Genomic DNA, 21,728 nt, shown 5'->3' on the forward strand with positions numbered 1-21,728 from the left:
GTCCTTTAGTTCCGCGCTCTGCCATAGCATTTAATACTTCTGGAACCAATGAGACGCCGAACCCGCCAGATTTAACGTATTGATATCCGCCATTTGAAACGTTTTGTTCTGGTTGATTCACTTCTGTAAACCATGATAAAGGTTTGCTTCCAATTAGTTCATTTAAATCACATTTACCGATACCAGGTACATTTCCTGTTTCAGTGTATTGCCAAATGTCGCATGGATAAGCTGGTCTTTTTCCACCATAACGTGGAATCCATACAAAGTCAGCAACCACATTTGCCATCCCGAATGGAGCATACATATGATGGCCGACATATAAACCGACTTTTTGAGCACCTAATCGGCGCAATTCATCAATAAAAGCTTGCGCACCAGTTCTCATATCATTCATTGTTTTCACTTCGACATCTGCAACCCAGACCGTCGCACTCTTGTCTCCACGGTTCCAGAAATCACGAGCTTCTATACGTGCATCATTTTCAGAAACAAAACGACAGAATGCATAGTTTCCAAAAGGAATATTTCGAGCTTTCATAGCAGCAACATAAGATTTGTACACCGGATCAACATAGTTAGAACCGTCTTGTACTCGAGCAATAACAAAATCTAGATGTTTTGCTGCTGTATCCCAATCAGGACTGCCATTCCACTTAGACATATCAACAATATAACCCATTATTTATCAGCTCCTTTGTTTCGTTTGTCCGCAAACCATTTACCTGCTGTAGGGTTAGATACAACACCTGCAGCAATCAAAATGTATAGAATCATATCTACATATTCTTGATACCTTCCTAAATTAAAATGAGGGACAGTATCCATTAATACCATCCCTAACAGTGCGAACAACGCTACCCACAATCCATAATTCTTAAATTTCTCTTGCATCGTTATTTCCTCCGTTTCCTTGTATCAGAACGTTTTATTTTCGCTTCAATTTCACTTGCCACGCTTTCCAGTAACCATGTTGGAATCCATTTGTCCCAGCCGACACGAACGCAATTAGCAGTGAAACTGTTGAAAATGTGATATGTTAAACCGCCAGTTACCATAAAGAAAAAGAAATCTGGTAATTTAAATGCGATATCAAACATATGAGCTAAACATGGCAACAAAAAAAGCACCACGGTACGCGCGATGCCTTCTACTCCATATGCTGATGAATATGATCCATCTAACTTTGAAGCTTTACTGCCTGTTATCCAATCGAGTGCAACAACCATCATCAAAATGAATATCCAAATTAAGTTGGTTTTACCATACACTAGACTTAAGATTGTCCCTACTCCGCCACTTACAAATGAAGCAGCTTTAAATTGTGCTGTATTAAAAATATCGATTATGTTAAGACTTCTGAAAATATCATAAACTCGCTCCAATTGTTCACCTCCTTGTACGTAATAAAAAAAGACACCTTTGTGTCCCTACTTAAAACAACTAACGTCCATACCGAATATATCTGCAATATCATTCTCGCTACGATCAGATAGGTAAGATTCAGTTGTTGATACATCACTGTGATTAGCAAGTGACTTTAATTTTTCGAGTGGGATGCCTTGTTCACGAAGATTATCAAGCCTTGAATGACGGAAAGCATGAGGATTAATTGAAATTGTTTTACCTTCCTTATTACTCAACATGCCGGATAAAATCTCACACCAGTAATTGAAAGTACTTTTATTAACCACTCTCTTTTCACCATTGATATATTTCTTTACAAATAGCTGATTAATATTATCTTCTCCTCTATCTTCAAGGTACTTCGAAATTAACAATCTAGTACGTTCGTTGTAATACAATCTAAATTTCTTGCTTCTTTTTCCAATAACAGTATTTGTATAATATCGTTCAGCCAGTCCGTCTTTTAATACCTGGTGCACTTCATTCTTTCTTGCTGCACTGTAATAAGAAATCCCAAGATACACTGCGATAAGTGTCTGGTCCTTTTTATCCAGTTCATCTAGTAACCATTCAATCTGTTCCTCTTTTAAAAATGTTATTTCTCTAACTGGATTTTTCGGCAAACCTTTTACCCTAGAACCAATATTAAATTCATAATCATAATCGTCGTCATCTGCACAAAACTCTAGTGTGGACCGTAATGCACTCATCAATCCATTTACACGAGCATTAGACATGTCCATTTCTTGAAATACAATACAGAGATTACGAATATCTTTTCTTGTTAGTTCTGTAATTCTTTTATTATCAAAATGCTGATAAAGCAAATACATTATGATTCTTAGGTCCCACTGATATTGCTTCAAAGTGCTCTTTGCTTTTCCTTGTGCTTTCTTTTCAATCAGGAAGTCCCTAACTAGGTTCTTATTATCTGAACTAACGTGTTTATCGTAAATTACAGGATCTACAATTCGTTTCAATATAATCAGCACCTCCTGATAAAATAAAAAGAACAGATTATTTCTGCTCTGTAGGTTCCGTTTCTTCACCCGTTCCTTCTGATGGTTCTTCAGTTTTTGGCGGTTCAACCGGGGCTGTTGGTTTCTCTGGTTCTGTTACTGGTGGTAGTTCCGGCTCTTTTGGTTCTTCTTTTACAGAAACGACTTGTTTTACATCGATTCGAGAGAAGATGTAGTCACCAATTACGACTGTAATGGTATTACTATTGTTCAACTGTTCATTTAAGTAGATTGGATCATAATCATTTGTTACAATTTCAATTTCTTTTCCACCATTTGTATGAACCTTTAGCTTCTTAGTACCTTCTACAGTAGGTAAATTGATTGGTAAGATACGTTTTACATCAATTCGTTGAATAATAAAATCACCGATAAGCACAGTGATTAGGTCATTACTATTTAATTGTTCGTTTAGCACCTGTGCATCGTATTTTTCGGCTTGTACTGTATGTTTCAATCCGCCTTGTGTATGAATTTCGATTATTTGCATATGTTATCAATCTCCTTCTCTATTTTTAATCATTTATCTTAATACGTACCGCCACTTCTGGACTGAATAAACAAGCGTCCTGTAACAGTAGCGTTTATTCTAGCTAAACTATTTGGTGTAATTTTAATTTCAACATAACGGCCACGCTGAAGTTTCCCGTCGGAATCCTTTGCTAAATAAGGGATCAAATTAATATCTTGTCCCCTTATCGAATCAAACGGTAATGTATTTCCATCTACTTCAATTGTCACTTTTGATGGGGTTTGATATAACTCAAAAATACCGAACTCAATTTCATGTGTATGATCCGGCAATGTAATATCGTGTGTATGATTTGGAATGCTGATGTCGTGCGTATGGTTAGGAATACTTATACTATGATTATGATTAGGTATACTGATACTGTGGCTATGATCTGGCAATGTAATATCATGTGTATGATCACCGCTAGAACCGTGTGTATAGAAACTAGATCCAGTTCCTTTTGCATAAAATGAAGCTGCTGTATTTCTTCCTGGGTCAGAAAAAGCTGTATACAATCCTATTGTTACAGGCTCAGCAGGAACAATTCCGCCACCATGAAACATCTTATGAACATGATCTCCTCCGCCACTTGATGCCCTCACAGTACCACCGCCAGCACTCGTTGAACCAACAGTCGCACCTCCTGAGGTTGTGGAACTTACATTAGCGCCACCCGCTTGAGTTGAACCAACTGTTGCTCCACCAGCACTTGTTGAACCTACAACAGCACCGCCACCTTTAATAGCACGTTCAAATGCTCTAAATCTTAATATCTCAAATGTTAGTAACAATTCATTTACATTTTTTACATCATTGGGTATTTGAAACCTAATAATAGCTGGATGTTCAGGGTCACAATTATCTTGGAAATCGCGACTGTCGATATTCGTTGTTCCTTGAGAATACACTTCATTAACTTTTTGGCGTTTTTCGATATCAGCTTGTATTGTTCCTATATCAGTTACCTTATTTTCTAACACAAGCTTTACCTCAAGTGGATTTCCAGTGACATCATCTTTTTGACGGTCCATCACCCGTAAATCAACAAATATATTAAAATCCTCATCATATAAGCGTACTAGCTTGCCAGTCTCATACTTTTCTATTTTGTATGGATCAATTAACTCATAATCAATTGCATCAATTTCATACGTAACTTTTGGCATGCATGCTTTTAGCAACATTGATCTAGCGGAGGCATAAAGCGATTGTGCATCTTCAAATCGTCTATCCACCCAAATATAATCAAATCCATCATGCAACTCTCTAACAAAATCAGGAGCATCTATATAAGGGAGACCATTGTTAACACTTTTGATTGTTAGCTGATTAACTCCCTCACCATAACCAAGCGGGTAAATCCTTGTCATGACATCCTTAGCTTCTACTTTTCGTTTAATCCCCTTCATATTCTTTCTATATCGAAGTTCACCCGTAATTTCTTCGGAATATCGGACAATGTTTAATGTCCAAGGATAGGAGGAATCGTCCCATGTCCATTGGAATTTCTCATCAAACGGCTTCGGAATGCTATAGATTGGGCCTAATAAGGTATCCTCATTTTCCCAACTGTATGAGAAATACTTTGTAAAATCACATCGACCAAGTTTCCAATGCTTTATTCTTTGTTTGCCGAGAAGATACTCGATATTCTCCCTTGTACTTAAGTTAATTCTTTCGTGATAACCAAAAAGCACGCTATCCATTAGTGTGGATAAAACGTGCTCGCAGTCATACGTTATTATTTTTTCATGTACTTCCCTTTCTTCATCACTGTCCATAATACGGAACATGCCAATACGCTTACCGTTATCGAATATCTCCACATAGTCAAACGTTTCGATTTCTTCTCGTTTCGGATCAGTAAATGGCAATGAAAAACCCGCCGTCCAAAGTTCATTGAGTGGCGGGTTGTACTTTATATTATATGCATTCTCAAGATATGCCTTGAGCTGCATTTGTTTGTTGTAGAGTTTTAGCAATGTATCACCTGCTTTTTAAAAATGTTTCTTTATTGATTTATATATACCCTCACCATAAATATACTTACCAGCATCGTTAGACATATGAGTGTAGTCAGAGCTCCAAGTTGCTGTTGTACCTTCAATTTTTATGACCGCACCACTCACAGGAGGATTAACAAAACTGATATTTGTTGGCCTTGTGGCATAACCATGAGTAAGATCGCTATTATAGTAATAGCCATAACCGCCAGTAACGAAGACATCTTTACCGACATTCATTTGTTTACCATCTACTGTCACTCTGACATTTCGTAGTAAAGGGTTCAGGTTGTTATCAACTAGATACGTTTTAGCACCCGTTGAAGTAATTGTATACACTTTATCTCTTTTATTGGTTGCTAAATAACGAGATGTTTCTGTATATAAATCAATGAAATCCCAACTTTGACTGTTCGCAATATTCCTTATTGTTTCTCGATATCCTAACAATTGACGATGATTCATGTTTGGAACACCCATCCCAACTAAATGAACAGGTATTTTTGGGTTATATGTTTGTACTTTAGTAAGAACTGACATAAGGTTTGTTTTATATTGGCTTATACTTTTAATCATTACCTTAGAGCTATCAGGCAAAGCATCTATATTTAGAGGCGTTGAAAATTTTATCGTTTTTGTGGCAACATCGTAAGAATCTACCAATCTCACTTGGCAATATCTCTCGTCGTTTGTCCACTTATTAACAATTAAAATGTCGCCTTTAGCAATGGTTCCCACTGTAACTGTATCGGCTAATTTAACCGTATATTTTGTAATGCGATTAGTATCAACCCATCGATCAGCTACGTTATAGTTCCCATTACCAGCATTCGTAACATTTCCGTATCCATAATAACTACTGTTTGTTAGCTCAGAAGCTGTTATCACTTTGTTTTGAGTGACCGGATAGGTAGCTGTATTCCAATCATCATTCGTACCTAGAAGAATTGTGATAAAGTCAGGCTCATACTCCATGAATTTTCGATATGAGGTTAAACTAGTATCTTTATCAAATAATGCGTACGTATAACCTCCAATCCCTGCGTTCATGTACTCAAAGCGGAAATCCGTCACAAAGTTAAGAATAAAATAAGGTGTCCCAGTAGCTTCAGGGGCAAGCCCTCTTACTTTAATTTCAAATTGTCTAGTATCAACAGAGCTGAATTTATAAGAGATAAAGCTTTCCGAATCAACATATCTAAAATCAAGTCCACTTGATAAAGTGCTTGGATTTGCTGGGTCAAATGAAGTAGTACCATCACCGTAAGCACTTTCCAAACCATCATAAAATAGAGCTCCGTTTTCACCTATATGTGATCGAGTATATGAAATGCTTTCTCCATATTTTTGCGTTACTGATATATTGGCTCCGTTAGCAGGAGCAATTTTGAACCATAAAATGTGATGGATTTCATCATCTCCATCTGCATTCGTAACGTTTTGTTTAATGACCATATAGTCAGAACCAACAGGGAACGTACCGCCGTACCCTTGTGTATTTAATCCTCCGACTTTTGCTACTCCATCGACAGTTACTGCGTGGTTGTAAGTAAAAGCCCTTCCTAAATCAAATTTCACTTTTGCGCCATCACCAGCGAATGTTTTTGTTTCAGTTCCGCTTGGTCTTCTGTTTTTATTTTCAATCGTATCGAACAAGACCCCATCTACATAAACGTCTAAAATAGTATTACCTAATCCTCTCTCAATCGCTTGGCAAATATGCACTTCATTAGATTTTAGTGTGAATTTCACACTCGAATTCGCACCAGAAATTTTAACTGCTTTTTCATTGTAAAACTTTTTGTTAGAAATGAATGAATTCGTGCCTTCACAAATCACGTCGTTACTATCAGATAAAAGGATTTGACCTTGATTTACTCGAATTAGCTGATCCAATACTTTTACATACCCATCTGATAAATATCCATCTCCCCATGTTACACTATCTCCTACAAATGCTACTTTCTTAGGATTGACTAAAGTATTTTTAACTGTAATTAATGATGTTAATTTATCTTGAAGAGATTGGTCTAATTTATCTTTCGAGATTGACTCTTTCACAATCGTTTTTCCGTCGATAAATTCAGGTAAAAAGGTATGTTTTTCATCATCTTCAACCCATATCGAGAAATCTCCAAAATAAACATGTTTGTCTTGAAGAGATTGTTTAAATATAAAATACAAACCGATCCAGCTCTTAATTGTTGTCCATGAATTTGTTCCGATTTCCATTGTTCCAGAAGCTTTCATTGTATATGGTCCGAATGGTTTGATCATAGTTTGATTAGTAAAATAGAACCAGCCTGAGTCCCTATCTCCAATCCCTTGAATCTCGACATTATGTGATTCATCATAAGGGAGATGTATTTCAACTTCAAAGTTCACTTTCGGTATCTTTTTTCCCTTTCCTTCGGCCGCTACCAACGACTCGATCAACTCTTTCGATTTTATAAATCCAAACGGAGTTGCTACACTCGTTACGCCTTTCCAATCAATCCAATACTCTGTTCCCCTTGAATTCTTAACACCAGGTAATTGAGCAACTCCTAAATAACTGAAATTAGCACTTGGTGAAATAAAATCACCGCTCGGCGAAATTCCTTTATACACAAAATCAGGTACATAAGAACACCAGTTATAGGATTCGATTGCTGGCTTATTAACTTTTTTAAAGAACGCAGAATCAATTGCAGCTTCTGTTAGTGTGCCAGGCTTGATTTCTTTCCCTTCAATATATTCTTCTTGTAAAATATGTTTATCATCATCGAACCATACATCAACCCAACCTAAGTTGATTTTATTTGCATTTATATTTGTCTTAAAAACAACATATACAACTAACCAATCTTGAAGTGTATCTATGATACTATCGATGTCATTCGAAATCTCAATAATAGCTGTTTCTTTCCCGTTCTGTTTAATAAAAGTTGTAGGAGTAAAATAATAAAATGTATTATCTGTCTTTTTAGACAAAAGTTGCATTGTCAATACATGCGCTGTAACATAATCAAAATTAATTTGTAATCTTACGTTCGCTTTAGGAAGAATAAACCCTTTTGATTTTAAAGACCTAAGCTTTTTTATCAATTCATGTATCGGGATTTGTATAATAGGTGTTGCATTGGAACTTACACATTCCATCTCTAACCAAAATGGAGTTTTTTGAGCGTTTAAAGTAGCTAATGATTTTACTCCGTTTATTTTAAAATCGGTTGATACTTGAACATTCGTATTGGTAACAGGTTTATTCGTGATAATATTTTTAGCTTCTGTAAACCAATTCTCCCGTCCTATCTTGTTAGATACAATGTCTACACTATCATCAATTCTACTTTGTAATAATTCTCGATCAAATGGATTATCGTTCGTGTTTCCGAACCAATAAGAAACGTAAGAAATTTTGATAATATCGCCAATATCCCCGCCGGACACATAGTAATACACATTAGATATAGATTTTTTATTATCAAAACTTTGTTCAAAGATTTCAGCGTACTCACTACTATCGGCCTTTAATGGAATTAATACGTTAGTACTCGTTCCGTCCGTATATTGAATAGCGACTGCTACGCTTATTTGTCGTGTTCCAGGCGCTTTAATAATTTTATAGTTAAGAGCCATTGAGATTTTTTTATATCTTTGGTAATACGACGGGATTGAAACACCTAAAGCTGCCTGTTCTGGCACTCCAGGATTGATTAATTGCTTGAAATTCGCTGTATTAGTAACAGTTAAGGTTAATAACTTTTTCCCATAAGATTGTTCAATATTATTTTCAAACTTTGCTGTCATACCGGAAATCGACGTCACTAATGCGGTTTTTTCCCAGGCTCGATTAGACCCTATAAGACCAGCACTTAAAGTGCTACGTTGGTAGTCTATTTCTGTATATCTTCTTAATGCTTCATTCGCATTTTCTATTGATTGATTAATTTTTGGATAACCCACTCTAAGGGAGTCTGTTGGTAATAATTTAGGCGCATCAGCCATTTCCTTCACCACCTATTTATATTTAGCACGGTACTTAAATGCAATGTTGATATTTAGGTTTGAACCGCCTATATTTATTGCATTAGCGCCTGGCATCAGTTCTAATTTTTCTAAATCGCCTTGGAGTTGGAACAAGAAATTTTGTCCATTCTTTATTGCGGCATATCGTTCTGCATCTATTAAAATTGTGGAGTTTGTAAAAGTTCCAATAGAAAAACTCTCACCTTGTATAGTGAGAGTTAATGATGTCGCACTTCCGGATATTTCCACAATCGGCCGTATAACTAGAGAACCTAAGTTATCTATATTTAAACTCTGTGGAGTTGTGACTACATAAGAAGCACCACTACCACCGAGAGGGATATCAGACATAAATGGGATATCATCTCCCCAAAGCGCATCCTTTGTGCTCTCTACAATGGAATATGCATACGGATTGTAAGCTATCAAAGGTAATTCAAATTTACCCATCCTAAAGTAGCGATCAATCGGAAGCGAGCCGCTATATCTAACTAGATAATATTTATCAGGCTCATAATCGTAAATCAGTTTTACTTCTTTCGGTTTACCATAAGGATCAATAAATGTAGCTACCGTATTTCTGATAGCTGCCGCCAATTCAAATCTATTTTCTTTCGGTTTAATAATTAAAGGTAAGCTAAACTCTAAAGGGTCTATGTCTGAACCAAAATAATAAGCGCCAGGGCGACCAGGAATAGAAACAGTATAGTCGCGAATTGGTGGAGCTGCGGGATGTTGGAATCCTGGTAAAAGCGCTAATCCTAATTGTTTTAAAGGTTTTCCATCTATTGTTAAACTCACAGTTGTCCCACCCTTCTTCCTGATGCCTTCACATATTTCCCTAGTTCTACTGCTAATTTTTGTACATCCGCTTCTTCTCTAATTACGAATGTTGAACCTCTAAACATATCAGCAAAGTTATATGAATCTGATTTATTAGCATTTGAAGAAGAATTGCCATCCCCAGTTCTTTGACTAGCATTTCTGCTCATCGCTTCTGAACTGTTAGCTAGACTGCCATATACATTACTCATGACACTTTTTAAGCCAGATAGCTCTTTCATAGAATTAGCCATTGAGTAACTCATATCGCCAATTAATCGGCTCATAGTACCTGTAATACCAAGTGATTTTTCATTTGAAGATAAAGGTGTAACAGATACACGATTACCTCTTTTAGTAAATAACTCTGGCCCAGCTTCACCAGCAATAAACGATCCATCCCCTAGAACATGTCCACCTGTCGCTAACATTGGGATTGTAGGGATATGAGTTTTCCCACCACCGACAAACGGAACCCAGTCAGGCATATCTATACTGTTAATACCCTCGATCAATGCATTAATCATTGAAATAACGGCATTTATTGGCGCTTTTGCCGCTAATTCTATTCCATTGAAAACTCCATCAAAAATTTTCACAATTCCTTTCCAAGCTTTATCCCAGTCTCCAGAAAAAGCACCAGAAATGAAATCAATAATTCCATTTAAAATTGGTTTTAAAACCGTATCCCACACAACTTTTATTCCATCAAATGCATCTGATACAACACTACCAATAGCACTAAATACAAATTTAAAAGCTGGTAACAAGACATTTTCTATAAATGATGAAATTTTTGAAAAAACAGGCGAGAGTATTTCTTCCCAAACACGTTTGATAATATCAAATGCATCTTTAACAATATCTTTTATAATTGTGAATCCCTTGTCAAACACTGGTTGCAGTGTTTCAGTGATTATAGCTACGATTTGATCTATCGTCGGCTTGAAATATTCGTTGTATATGGCCATGATTTTATCACCGAATAATACCCAAATAGCAATTAATCCAGCGATAGCTGCAACCACCAAAGCAATCGGGCTTGTTAAAACAGCCATAACACCCGCGAAGGTTATAGCACCTGATGTGGCTAAGAATATTACTGGGGCGAGAGCTGCGCAAATACCAACTAGTATACCGATTGCAACTGTTATAGCTGTAATAGCTGCCGCTAACACTGGATGAGCTGAAATGAATTCAGCTACCTTAGAAACAACATCAGCCACCACAAGTAACACAGGCTCAAGAGCTTCTTTTAAATCGTTCATAGCTTCTTTTAACTTGACCATTGGTGATGCATCCGTTTTACTTACGGACTGTTGTAAATCATCTATGCCTTGTTTTAAGTCAGCTTGTTTTTGTTCGGTTTGTAAAATCGTATTTATGATTTTTTGACCTTGATCTTCCCACATTGTCATTTTGTTATCGTAAAGGCTTTTTATCCTCTACTTCTTACAGTTCATTTCCTGTAAGATCGGCATACGTTTTCACTTATAAAGTGTCGCGGTCTCGTGGAGGGATTATATCTTTTCACCCTCTATGCTCTGCCCCTGACTATACTTTGCATAGCCTTCGGTTCAAATTAGGATTCGCACCCTCTTTGCTTTATACCGCGATTTTACTTCGGCACAATTTATCATCTACCGAAAAGCTCTACACCAATTGCTTCTTTCAAATCAGCATCCTGGATTTGATCTAGCCATTTAACCATATCCACAAATGCTTGTTTACCTTCTTCTCCGCCTTTAGCTATTGCTTTACCCCATCCTTCTAATTGAGCAAATATTTCTTGTACTGCTGCGCTATCTGGCGGATTTTTTGCAAGTTCTAATTTCTGTGCATTCATTTCTTTGAAAGACTCTAATTCAGCTCTATGCGATTCACGAACAGCGTCCATTTCATCACTTAAACGTTCACTCAACGCTTGTTTGCGGTTATTCTGACTTTCTTTTAAGGACGATAAGTTCGCTTGATTGACTTCTCTTAATGAATCGAGTTGTGCTTTATTTGATTCGCTAATAGCCTTTAAGTTTTCTTGCTTACTTTGCTGAAAAGCTTCTTTTTGTTCTTGTTGTCGTTCTTTTAAAGCTTCCTTCTCATTGTTTATTTGCTCTTTAACTTGTTCTTTACGACTATCAATCTCTGATTTCAGCGCCTCTTTTTTCGCATCAGACGCTTCCTTTATTCCGTCTTTTTCCTCTTTCAATCTATCAATTTGGCTTTTACGTTCTTCACGTATCTTATCCAAACGCATTTTTTCTTCAAGCTCTTGTAATGATTTAATTGCCGCCTGTCGTTCTTCTTCATTTTTCGCTTTACTTATTTTAACTTTTAAATCAGCACGTTTTTCAGCATTCTCACGATCTTTAAAATATTTATCTTCAGCTGCTGTTTTCGCATCTAAAGAATTAATTTGATCGTCTACCGATTTAAGACGATTATATTTTTCCTCATCAATTAATTTCATACGTTCCATGTATTCTTTATCGATGAGCTTTAATTTCTGTTCAGAAGACTTTTCAAATGCTTTAACTTCCGCTTCGAGTGATTTCTCAAGCGCTTTTTGTTGTCTATCATAATTTTTTGATGCTGCATCATATTGGGCACTAAGTTTCTTCTCTAAATTCTTTTGTTGATTTTCATAACTTTTAGAAACTGCATTGTATTCAACATCAAGACTTTTAGCTAATGCGTTTTGTCTTTGACTATGACTTTTAGAAAGTGCCTTTTCTTGATTACTAAATGAGTTTGCAAGTGCAGATTCTTGTTTAGCAAATCCCTTTTGCATCGCTGAAATCTGTGCATCAGACATTTTTTCAGTGTCGCCTACAGCATCACGGACAGCATCCTTCATAGAATTGCTTAATCCACGCGCCATTTCAACAGAGCGAACACGCCCCTCTTTTAATCCGTCCAATAAGTTATCTATATTCCAAGATTTTTCCTTTGCCGCACTTGCCATAATGCTTTGTACTTCCTGCGCTGTATAACCAACTCTTCTTAGTTGAGCACCATACTCAGCGATAATATCAAGCTGCTCAGGAGGGAATCCGATTTTTAAGAGTGAATTAACTAACCCTAGTGCTTCTTTATTCGAAATATTTAATTCGCTACCGATTTCATTAGTTTCTTGTATTAATTCTGTAAAATCAATTTGCGAATAGGAACTAGCTATACTGGCTGCTCCCTTTATAATTTCCGTATTTGCTGCGTCAGAAGCATCTTTATTCAATGACCATTGTCTTCGAACACCTTCCAACGCTTCCTCAGCATCACCACCATAGGCTGTAACAGTTCTGACTGCATCCTCCACAGATCTCTTTGATGATTCGGGAACGTCGAAGGTAATATCGATTTTTGTTTTTAATTCTGACATGTCTAGAGCCTGTTCGACCACTTCTTTAAGTCCTAGACCAGCGCCTATTCCAGCTACTACGTTTTCTAACTCAATGCCTAATCCTTTAACGCTTTCGCCCGCTTCTTCTGCCTCTTGAGAGAGCTGATTTAAATCATTTCTAATGTTTTGAATAGAATTACCATCACCAACAGAAAGAAGAGCCTGTTGTAATCTGCCAATATCTACTTCGGCTCCCAGTGCTTCTCTTCCGACAATTTCAATAGCTTGTTCTAACTGCCTACTTGATGCCGTGCCGTTTTTAATTGCATTTACAAGACGATTCCCTAATGCATCCGCAAAATCATCAACACTCTGTCCTGTGGCGCTAAATAATGTCTCTAATTGTCTTGTTGAACTTGCTGCTTTTTCTTGCTCAGCCTTTAATCCTGCAAGACTGTTTTTGAATCCATTAAGTTGCCCTTCTGTAAATTCAATTTCACGCCTAAATGCTCGATATTGCTCTTCATTAATCGCGCCACTTTCAAATTGTGCTTGTACTTGCTGTTGAGCAGCCTTTAAGCTATCTAACTTCTTCGTTGTATTTTCAATTTGTTGAGTAAGCAATTGTTGTTTTTGCGCTAGTGCCTCCACATTACCTGGATTAAATTTCAAGAGTCGTTCAATATCTTTTAGCTCTTTAGATAGGTCACCACTTCTTTTATTGACATCTTTCAAGGCATTTTGAAGACCGGTGGTTTCCCCGCCAATTTCTATCGTTATTCCCTTAATTCTTCCTGCCATGTTATCACCTCACTTGCTTAGAAGTTATTAAAGTCATCTTGTGTAGCTGTTCTAGTGTTTTCTTGTTCTCTCTTAGGATTTCGTAATTCAACATACTCATCGATATAATCCAAGCAATCACCTATTGTCATATCTTCTAAATCTTCTTTTGAGAGTTTGCATGAATAACAAAGAGCAAGGAATGTATCGACAGAAAAACTACCTTTTCCATCGTTACGCCCTTGCCCTTGTTCATCTTCAGTTATTTTTTTTTTGATTGAACCGTACTTTTAATTAAGTCTTGAATTTCGGTAATAATTTCAGTAATCGGAAATTCTCCGAATGTATCCAGCCACGTTAACGGATCTTGGACTTCCTTATTTGCTGTTTTAGCAAATGCCCATACCAAGTTATAAATAACTTCGAAATCTAATTTACTTAAATCAACCTGTGAAAGGTCAATGTTATTTTGGTCGCCATCAGTTGAAATATATGAAGAAAGTACTCCTAAACTAAGGATATCTGCAAACATATCACGTCTAAATTGAGACTTATAACGGATAGCTGTTCCAGCGGTACTTTTCAAAAGAACTGATTTTTCATCGATTACAATTGTTTTTTCCATCTAGTTACGCCCCCACGACTTTCTCGTATACTTTTGTATACCATGCATCATAAATACCAGCCGGTGTAGCAGCAGTTGTCGCATCTTTAAATTTGAATGTTTCTGGGTGCTGTGATGCAACGAACTTTAATTCTGTTGTAGTTGGCTCTGTTTTATCGCTTTTTGTGGAAGAACCAAAACCTGGACGTGAAACAGATACGTTATACAATACATAACGTGTTGCTTTTACATCCCCATCAAATTCAAACATTAAAGCAATTCTTTTGATTTTTGCATTTGAAACTTCTGAAATAACCTTGTCAGTTTCATCTAGAACTTCTCCTAACACGTCAGTTCGAAAAGCTTCTGTGAGTTTAGCGATATTTAAGGTGCCTTCATACCCCTGATTACTTGATTCTGCATAATAGTTCATGTCATCAGCATAAAAGTCTGATTGTTCACCTTTTGGTTCCAATTTCATTTCAACAGCACCCGGTAATTTAGCTGGCGTTCCATATGTGATTTTTCCTGATGCATCTTCAGTAATCACGCTATAATGTACTTTCTTCAGACCGAAAATAACTTTATTTTCCATTCATATCAACCTCGTTTCATATATTTTTTGAAATAATTTCTCGGAATCTATATAAATCTCAGATGACTCATAAGGGATCTCATTGTCATCTAATACTTGTTCAAGTTTGGCTTCTGCAACCAAGTCTTTTTTAGCTGTGTAAAGCTCAATATTTACATCGCTTATTTTTAAATGCACCTTGTTGTCAGCAATCATGTTCGGCGAACCAGTCACAAGATAGCAAATAAAAGGCGGTTTAGGTACGGGATTGACTATAGTAGCCGTGAAATGCGAATAAGCCACAGGATATCCTGTAGCATCTAGAATCTTCTTTAATTCACCTAAGGTCATTGTTGAATCGCCCTTTCAACTCGCTCGGAAAAATCATTTACTGCTTTTTCTTCAGCAGGAGCGATATGAACTTTAGCTGGAATACGCCCACCATTTACCTGTGCATGGCCCTTTTCTAATAAGTGTGTAAGCTGAGGCTTTAATGCGTTATGGACAATAAAACCATTGCCTTCCTTCTTCTTACGCCATCCCTTCGCATACTTACCTGTATTTTTAGGACTGTTTTCTTTCAAATCACTCACTAGATTATTTGCAACTGCTTCTTTTTCAACTTCTAACTTTTCCTCTACTTCTTTTCCATACATTTGTAGTTCTCTAGCAATATCATTTGCTAGACTATCAATACTCGCCACCAGCTACCACCTCACAGTACAATTCGATTTTTTCATCTTCGCGTTCGTATGTGCGGTATATGTTATATTCTTTTTCGCGGTACTTCACTTCACGTTCATCTTGATAATCCAAAACGTGGACGATTAAAGCACAACTCGCTTTAATGTCACTTTGACCCGCTTGGAAGAATTCTGATTGAGGGACAGATTTCTTTTTACAAAATACTTGTCTATTAAACGTTCTTACTTCCTCTTTTTGTCCTAAATCATCTTCAATGACTGTAACTATTGGGAATTGTAGAATATCGTTCATTTATAATCACCCGCTAAAGTAAGATGATTCTTAAGCATGTTATAAGATAGTTGAAATCGCTCAGCTTCCTTAACATCAGCGATAAAATTAGCTTTTGCATACATGATTATCGCTCGTTTAATTAATGGATCTGTATCATCATTTGATTTGAAACCAGAAACGCCAGATAACTTTAAATCAGTTCGGGCCGCTTCGATTAAATCATCAATTTCGTCATCAAGAGCATTATGCGAGACACGCAATGCCTTCTTTACTACTTCAAGCATCATGATTATTCACCAACTGGTTCAAGTTCTTCTAATGCTTTCAGCGCTGCTTCTTTTCCTTTAACTTTTTCTCCATTAGGAAGTTCATAATACCCTCCGCCAACATGAACGATTTCAGGAACAACAGGTTTATAATCACCAATCGGTTCAGTTTCTAAGAACCCTTCTTTTTGTAGGAATTCTACTCTTTCTTGATCATCTGTTTTATATGATTCTCCGACACTATAATGTACATAAGAGAACTTATCGCGGAAAGCTGTAATTACTTTAAATTCTTGCGTTTTCTTTTCAGACATAAAAATACCTCCTTATTTCAAATGAAAAAGCGGCTATTAAACAGTAGCCGCTTTCTTAACACGTAAGAATCCATTTTTAGAGATTACGTTACCACCCGCAAACACTGAACCTCTATGAGCAATCATACCTTGCTTAAATTTGAAGTCAGTCGAACGTTGTACATCCATATCAGAGAAGATAGTAAGTTGGTAGTTTGATAATGGACCATAAGCCATATTGAATTGACCAGCTGTTGTTGCTGCATCAGATACTGCTTTACATGCACTATTGATAATAAACGGTACACCATCAATTGTTCCTGAATTTCCATGAGAAACAACGTTGTACACTTTTTTACCATCAGAAGTACGAAGTTTAGCGAATGCTTTTAAATCCTTTTTATTTAAGATTAATACCGCTGCATCTTCAACATCTTCATCGCCACCGTAGCTATAGATGATATCGTCTAATGTAGAAGCATCAATTTTTGAAATTTCTAAGTCTGTCGCTGCATCGATTGCTGTTGCTGCTGCTGAGAAGATACCAACCAGACGATTAGTCGCACCTGTTCCAATTAAAATTTCACGAGTGATCTTCTTACGAGTTGCAACAGTAATACCTTTCATTACTTCAGAATCATAATCAGCCGCTGGTAACTTTTGAAGTTCTTCAGTATCTTCCGAATAAGCAGTGATTTTAGCTTTTGTAATGTCAGCATATCCAAACTGAGTGTCAGCCGTAGTATAATCGCCACTTTCAGTTGAATAATCCCCTTCACCATAATTCTTAATGTATGGTTGTTGGTAGCTCTCTCCGCCTTTTAGTGTTTTTGTTAATACGCGATCAATCAGTGTAGAAACTTCATTAAAAGTAGGTCGAATATCTGAAGCACTATGTTTCGGTAATACTACATTTCCACTTCCTACAGTAACAGCACGATTTTCCATCAATGCTTGTCCACGTTTTTCTGATGCTTCTAACTCTACATCTGGTTGAGGTGGCTCATTGTTAAACTTTTCAACTACTGTACGCGTTTCTGGTTCAGCGTTGTTGTTAATAACCTCAGCTTCTTTCAGCAAACGTTGACGAGTTTCAATTTGTTTTTGTGTTTCATCAAGTTCACGTAATTCAGTATCCAATGCTGCTAAATCCACTTCTTGATCACCTTGTAGTAAAGTACGAATTTCTGCTTTTCTAGCTAAAATTTCTTGTAATGTTTTCAAATAAATCTCTCCCTTATAAGTAAGTTTTTAAAATTAGTTTTTTCCGTAAGTCTTTTTGATTACGTTCGTCTACAAATTGTTTATATGGATCATGACTTCTGGCTGAGACTTGAGAATCCGGATAAGCCGGGAAGGCAACAGGGCTAATTTCAACTAATTTCGCCTTTGTAACACTTCGCACAATGTTATCTGGATCGGATTCATCCCATTCTTCTTTTACCATTTGGAAGCCAAAAGAAACGCCGTCGACATCACCGCGTTTAATCGTTTTATACGTATCATCACCTAACGTTGTATCAGCCAAATCTAATTCGAATCGAAGCCCTATTTCATCTTCAAACAATCGTAGAGTCCCATTCTTAGTTCTACCTAAAACTTGAGAATAATCATGGCTCCATAACGCTAATTGATCATCTTGTGTTAAAGAATCTGTAAAAGCTCCGCGTTTAAACTGTTCTTTAAATCGTCTCCAGTAACCCATTGTCACAGACTTCATTTCCCATTTAACTGCATATCCGACAATTGTTCGAAGACCGCCTTCAACTTCTCTTATTTCTAGGTTACTACTCAGTAGCTCCCTCTTTTCCGTTTGGTTCATTATTATCACCTCCTTCATCAGTAACTTTTCCTTCTTTAACTAAAGCTGTATCCAGCCTTCTAATAGGTTTATCGCCACCTTCAATTGGACCAAGCGATAGAATCGCTCTCCATTCGTTCGGTGTTAATGAGCCTCTGTCTACCATTTGAACTAGATTCATTTTGGTATTCATCGAAGCGTATTGAAGAGAAGAAGATTCAAAGATGATTTTGTTTCCGAACCCTCTTTCTTTACGTGAAAAAAGCTTCCTGGTGTATTCTCCAGCAAGCTGCATTGCGAATGGTTCTATTTCTGATTCATAATAGGCATTCCACTCGTCCTCATTGTATTTACTTTGTATTATCTTATCGTTTGTATTGAAGAAATTATAAATACGCTGTACAGTTTCTTGCATTTGCTTTGAATCTGGAACAAATGCTTCCGGTTTAACTTGCTCTAAATCATAACGAGGGTCAGAAGAAGCTGCTCCACCATCATTAGCGATATTTAAATAATTATTAACGAAATTCTTAACTTGATTATCAATATCTTCCTGCTTTAATACTGATTTAAATTTAAGAATCCATTTTACTACAGCGCTATTTTTAATCGCTTTGACAATACCTTGATCAGTGGTCGTAACAATCTCCATCAACTGTGATAATGCATTGCCTGGATGTTCTCCGAAAAAGTCATTATCATTAAAATCCTTACGTAAATGAATCACATCAGCATACGGTATAGTCATTTGCTTACCATTCTTAAAGTAGAACTTCAAAAAGATATCTCCATATGTTCCTTCAACAACTTCTACCGTTGTGCAAGGGATAGGATATATCTCGGTAGCATAACCATAATCATCACGCTTAATATAGGCGAAAGCATTATGATTCAACTCTAATTGAATAGCCATTTTTTCTTGAAACATTTGTCCTGTCATTAAAGGATTAGGCTCTTCCAATATGAATCTTATATATGGTTCTGGATTAATTTTAAATTCATTACCATTATCACGAATATGTTTCGCAATAAGTTTTCCAACAGCTTTCGCTTTAGGTCGAATACAGGCTCGTATAATATCACTTTGATAAATATCGCCATGCCACGAGAAAAATCCTCCGCCATTGTCGTTTATCATTTCAAAACGAGTTGTTGTAGGGGCTTGTTTCTTCCCGAATATCTTATCGAATAATCCCAATTTCTCACCTCCTTCTTAAATCATGTTGAGATAATCATTTCTCTTCTCTTGAAGGATTACATATGCGTTTAAAAGCGCTGCCGTTCCATCGATACGGCGTCGTTGGTTCTTTGTCTTATTTGGTTGTATATTTAAGTTCTTATCAATATCAATTGCTGTATTTGAAAGACACCATTTATCAATTGGATTATTGTTATAATTAACTAATTTTGATTCTAAGTCAGCTCCTAATAATTTCATTGGACTTGAAAGTGTTTGCTTACCTTGTGCAACAGGAACCATTGCTTCTTTACCAAAATAGCCTTCCATTTCTTCAACCCAATACTTAGCTGACCATCTATCGTAACCAATCCAAGGGAGATAAATGCCGTATTCATCTCTAATTTCTAAGAACCATTCTGTAACGTACTTATAATGAACAGAATTCCCTGGAGTAGTTCTTAAAAGGTCTTGTTCATACCACAAATCATAAGGGATTTTATCTTCCTTACTTCTTTGCTCTAATAAATCTTCAGGTAACCAGTACATTTGCTTTACATATATGTTTTTGTCATCTGGAAGCATAAAAATAACCTTCGCTGCAGTTAAGTCGGTTGTCGAAGATAAATCGCAACCACCAATACCATAGGAAGGTTTTAATTCTGCAATATCAAATATTGCAGTGTTATTTAATTGTTCAAATGTTAACCATGCTTCTGTTGACGTTTCTCTAATATTAAAATCTTTTGTAAGTAAGTTCTTAACAAGCATAGCATTTGCTTTTGCTTTTTCAACTTTGCTTCTTAATTGGTCTAAGTTTTTGATTGTACCTAATCCTGGATTCGCTTTTTTCCAGCAAGACTCTTCTGTCCACTCTTCACGTTTATCCAATTCATAAATAATAGGAAGAACTCGTTCATCTTTATAACCATCTGGATCATCGTAACCATTGATAATACGTTCAGCTTCTTCATATTTGATATCAAAAATTCCTTCACGAACCGTACCAGCAGTTGTTGTAATTATTGATATTGGCTGTTCACGGGCCGTCATACCATCAACAATAACGTCATAAAGATTCTTGTCCTCAATAGCATGTAGTTCATCTATTAATGAACAATGCACGTTAAGTCCATCAAGTGTATTTGAATCACTTGAAAGGGGTTTGAAAGAACCATCGTTAAAATCTGAAATCATTTCAGCTACTAACGTACGAATTCTTTTAGAAAGGATTGGCGATTTTTTCACCATTCTCTTTGCTTCAGACCAAATAATCTTAGCCTGATCTTTTTTAGTTGCTGCCGATACGATTTCGGGTCCTGGTTCATTATCAGCAACCATTAAATAAAGAGCGATTGCAGAACCCCAAGCTGATTTACCATTTTTCCGGGCAACAATTAACATAAACTCACGGTATTTTCTTATACCATCTATTTTATGAACAAAACCAAATAAAGCGGCCGTCATAGCTTTTTGCCATAGCTCTAATAAAAATGGTTTTCCACCCATTTTACCTTTACTATGTTTGCAAAAATTCTCAACAAATTCTATAGCATGATTCGCTCGGTTAGCGTTATATTCCCATTCGCTTTTGGTACTTCCTATATCAGTAACGAGCTTCTTATAAACTCGCCTAACTTTATCCGATACTATTTCTTGTCTATTTTTTATTTTGTACCAGTATTCTAGAATCGGATTATAAGATAAAGGATATTCAATCACGTTTATTCACGAATGATTCAAATCCATCATCTTTCTTTTTAGGTTCTGGTGGAATCTTAGGAACATAATCGCCGAGTTGTTTCATGATAGATTGATAATTTTTATTCATCGATATATAACGTCGGGCTTGTGGACGTTCTCTCTCATATGGATCTTGATTCTCTGATTGCGAGAACATTTCATCATACCCATTCTCATCAAGATCTTTGCGAATATCTTCTAATCGTACACGCAAGTCTGCAGCTTCAACAATTAACCCCTCCACAACCAAGAGGGTATCTTTTGGCATCTCTTTATAAATCCGTTTAAGTCTGTTTACTTCCTTCTTAACTCGTTCTTCTTTTGTTAATTCTTTCTTTATCGCCATCAATAACACCTCACTTCATTTGTATTGGGGTAGGGGGGTCACACGAAATGACC

General features: G+C 36.5%; 20 protein-coding genes and 2 pseudogenes. All 22 read right to left on the reverse strand.

The features are described 5' to 3' along the window. Positions 1–682: glycoside hydrolase family 25 protein (locus tag ABWK52_RS00780; protein WP_353771820.1), on the reverse strand; the 682-nt coding region annotated here is incomplete at its 3' end. After that, a complete protein-coding gene (locus ABWK52_RS00785) occupies positions 682–894 on the reverse strand; it encodes a hypothetical protein (RefSeq protein WP_098021089.1) in 213 nt (70 codons plus the stop codon). The genes ABWK52_RS00780 and ABWK52_RS00785, both read right to left, overlap by 1 nt. Before the next feature lie 2 nt (positions 895–896). Continuing rightward, entirely contained in the window at positions 897–1,385 is a 489-nt protein-coding gene (locus ABWK52_RS00790; protein ID WP_353771821.1) for a phage holin family protein, read from the reverse strand. A gap of 45 nt (positions 1,386–1,430) precedes the next feature. After that, entirely contained in the window at positions 1,431–2,387 is a 957-nt protein-coding gene (locus ABWK52_RS00795) for a tyrosine-type recombinase/integrase (protein ID WP_353771822.1), read from the reverse strand. Positions 2,388–2,424: 37 nt separating this feature from the next. Continuing rightward, positions 2,425–2,916: a hypothetical protein gene (locus tag ABWK52_RS00800; RefSeq protein ID WP_353771823.1), complete on the reverse strand. Its 492-nt coding sequence runs from the start codon at positions 2,914–2,916 to the stop codon at positions 2,425–2,427. Between the two features lie 38 nt (positions 2,917–2,954). Then, complete coding sequence (locus ABWK52_RS00805; RefSeq protein ID WP_353771859.1) at positions 2,955–4,898, reverse strand: phage tail spike protein; 1,944 nt, start codon at positions 4,896–4,898, stop codon at positions 2,955–2,957. A gap of 39 nt (positions 4,899–4,937) precedes the next feature. Continuing rightward, on the reverse strand, positions 4,938–8,933 hold the full coding sequence (locus ABWK52_RS00810; RefSeq protein WP_353771824.1) for a hypothetical protein: 3,996 nt from the start codon (positions 8,931–8,933) through the stop codon (positions 4,938–4,940). Positions 8,934–8,945: 12 nt separating this feature from the next. Next, entirely contained in the window at positions 8,946–9,755 is an 810-nt protein-coding gene (locus tag ABWK52_RS00815; protein WP_240383996.1) for a phage tail domain-containing protein, read from the reverse strand. After that, positions 9,752–11,191: pseudogene (locus ABWK52_RS00820) on the reverse strand (phage tail protein); the annotation flags it as partial. The pseudogene ABWK52_RS00820 and the gene ABWK52_RS00815, both read right to left, overlap by 4 nt. A 227-nt stretch (positions 11,192–11,418) precedes the next feature. Then, a pseudogene (locus ABWK52_RS00825) lies at positions 11,419–13,914 on the reverse strand (tape measure protein); the annotation flags it as partial. 241 nt (positions 13,915–14,155) lie between these two features. Beyond that, on the reverse strand, positions 14,156–14,518 hold the full coding sequence (locus ABWK52_RS00830) for a hypothetical protein (RefSeq protein ID WP_240383994.1): 363 nt from the start codon (positions 14,516–14,518) through the stop codon (positions 14,156–14,158). Positions 14,519–14,522: 4 nt separating this feature from the next. Then, entirely contained in the window at positions 14,523–15,092 is a 570-nt protein-coding gene (locus ABWK52_RS00835) for a major tail protein (protein ID WP_061686863.1), read from the reverse strand. Continuing rightward, the gene (locus ABWK52_RS00840; protein ID WP_070179840.1) at positions 15,093–15,422 is read right to left on the reverse strand and encodes a hypothetical protein; all 330 of its coding nucleotides are present in this window, start codon (positions 15,420–15,422) and stop codon (positions 15,093–15,095) included. It abuts the gene before it with no gap. Continuing rightward, the gene (locus ABWK52_RS00845; RefSeq protein ID WP_240383993.1) at positions 15,419–15,775 is read right to left on the reverse strand and encodes an HK97 gp10 family phage protein; all 357 of its coding nucleotides are present in this window, start codon (positions 15,773–15,775) and stop codon (positions 15,419–15,421) included. The genes ABWK52_RS00840 and ABWK52_RS00845 overlap by 4 nt, the downstream gene beginning before the upstream one ends. After that, positions 15,762–16,067 carry a phage head closure protein gene (locus ABWK52_RS00850; RefSeq protein ID WP_240383992.1) on the reverse strand — a complete coding sequence of 102 codons (306 nt, stop codon included), beginning with the start codon at positions 16,065–16,067 and terminating at the stop codon, positions 15,762–15,764. Before ABWK52_RS00850 ends, ABWK52_RS00845 begins: the two co-directional genes overlap by 14 nt. Further along, positions 16,064–16,336: a head-tail connector protein gene (locus tag ABWK52_RS00855; RefSeq protein WP_142408603.1), complete on the reverse strand. Its 273-nt coding sequence runs from the start codon at positions 16,334–16,336 to the stop codon at positions 16,064–16,066. Before ABWK52_RS00855 ends, ABWK52_RS00850 begins: the two co-directional genes overlap by 4 nt. A 2-nt stretch (positions 16,337–16,338) precedes the next feature. Beyond that, positions 16,339–16,629, reverse strand: a complete 291-nt coding sequence (locus ABWK52_RS00860) for a hypothetical protein (protein ID WP_240383991.1) — start codon at positions 16,627–16,629, stop codon at positions 16,339–16,341. Between the two features lie 36 nt (positions 16,630–16,665). After that, entirely contained in the window at positions 16,666–17,832 is a 1,167-nt protein-coding gene (locus tag ABWK52_RS00865; protein ID WP_353771825.1) for a phage major capsid protein, read from the reverse strand. Positions 17,833–17,845: 13 nt separating this feature from the next. After that, a complete protein-coding gene (locus tag ABWK52_RS00870) occupies positions 17,846–18,430 on the reverse strand; it encodes an HK97 family phage prohead protease (protein ID WP_025921818.1) in 585 nt (194 codons plus the stop codon). After that, positions 18,396–19,607: a phage portal protein gene (locus ABWK52_RS00875; protein ID WP_353771826.1), complete on the reverse strand. Its 1,212-nt coding sequence runs from the start codon at positions 19,605–19,607 to the stop codon at positions 18,396–18,398. Before ABWK52_RS00875 ends, ABWK52_RS00870 begins: the two co-directional genes overlap by 35 nt. Before the next feature lie 15 nt (positions 19,608–19,622). Next, positions 19,623–21,308 (reverse strand): terminase large subunit, encoded by a 1,686-nt coding sequence (locus ABWK52_RS00880; protein WP_240383987.1) that lies wholly within the window; start codon positions 21,306–21,308, stop codon positions 19,623–19,625. Then, positions 21,301–21,675, reverse strand: coding sequence for a hypothetical protein (locus ABWK52_RS00885; RefSeq protein ID WP_047387612.1), 375 nt, complete (start codon positions 21,673–21,675; stop codon positions 21,301–21,303). The genes ABWK52_RS00880 and ABWK52_RS00885 overlap by 8 nt, the downstream gene beginning before the upstream one ends. Positions 21,676–21,728 lie beyond the last annotated feature (53 nt).

Origin of the sequence: Bacillus sp. AP50, from assembly GCF_040492675.1 — a bacterium.
Lineage (GTDB): Bacteria > Bacillota > Bacilli > Bacillales > Bacillaceae_G > Bacillus_A > Bacillus_A cereus.